The organism is Nonomuraea sp. NPDC050691, assembly GCF_040654455.1.
Classification (GTDB): Bacteria; Actinomycetota; Actinomycetes; order Streptosporangiales; family Streptosporangiaceae; genus Nonomuraea.
Genome location: NZ_JBFAIA010000391.1, coordinates 1 through 1,005 on the forward strand (window position 1 = coordinate 1; position 1,005 = coordinate 1,005).

Genomic DNA, 1,005 nt, shown 5'->3' on the forward strand with positions numbered 1-1,005 from the left:
TGTATTGCTGCTTGAAGGTAAGCTTCGCCCTTTTCATCCAGCCGTGCCTGCAAAGAAACGAAATTTTGATGATTAACCAAATCAAATGATGCCAATCCTGAATCTGCAAGAAGTTTCCTGCCAATCTGCATGGCAATAAAACAGGAAGCATAACGGACAAAGTCGGGATCATTTTCCTGCGGGCGTTTTCTTCTGTTCTCTGCCATACGGTAAATCAATACGGACAATACCGCCTGCGCCCCGTTCAAATTATCGAAAATTTCGCCATACAATTTACCAAAATGCTCCTTGGTGAAAAATTTCGCCTGCTGGGGTTTTTCTTTGACAACCGAAAGTACCGCTTCGGCAACCGTGCCTGATGTAATATCGTTTTTTCCTGCTTCCTGGCTACGCTTGCGTCGGTAGGTGTAACCCAACTCTGCAATCGATATCTCCAAACGCTGCTGCTGGGGATCGTTGGCTCTCAAATCCTTCAAATCCACAGGATTTTGGCTGTTGGTGGCATGGGTGATTTTCATAACCAAATCGTTTTGCTCTTTTGGCAGCTCGTAGATGCGCACCAACACGCTGGCATTGTCCGAAATATCGGAAAAATCTGCTATTGCGTTCATCAGGGTCATGGATGTCTGACCGCCGTTTACAATCTGCAAATCCGTAACATTGACCTGGTAATCGGATGTCTGCAAGGCATTATAGGAAAAACTTCTGCATATCAAAGTCAGCCCGTTATTGTAAAAATAGAAATTATCCGGCTCGTGTTGCAGGGTTCTTTGGATATCCTGATTAACGCGGTTTCCTGTCAAACCGAGATAACGGCGGATATTCCTTTCCAGTAGTTTTTCGCCATGCTGTCTCATTAATTGGGCAATTTCTTTAACAGGAATCCGCCCGATACAGACGCGGCTGAAATTCATATCTTCAATTACTGCTTTGCCTTTCAGCCGCAATACGGCATCGACAGGTTTTGTGCGGCTACGGATAGCCAGCAGGGTTTCATGGTTGGCA

Annotated in this window: 1 protein-coding gene; it reads right to left on the bottom strand. The window is 45.5% G+C overall.

Annotated elements, in window-relative coordinates; translation table 11 throughout:
• Positions 1–1,005, bottom strand: a 1,005-nt coding sequence (locus tag AB0H81_RS45005) for an AIPR family protein (protein ID WP_358388811.1), incomplete at both ends; no start/stop codon positions are given.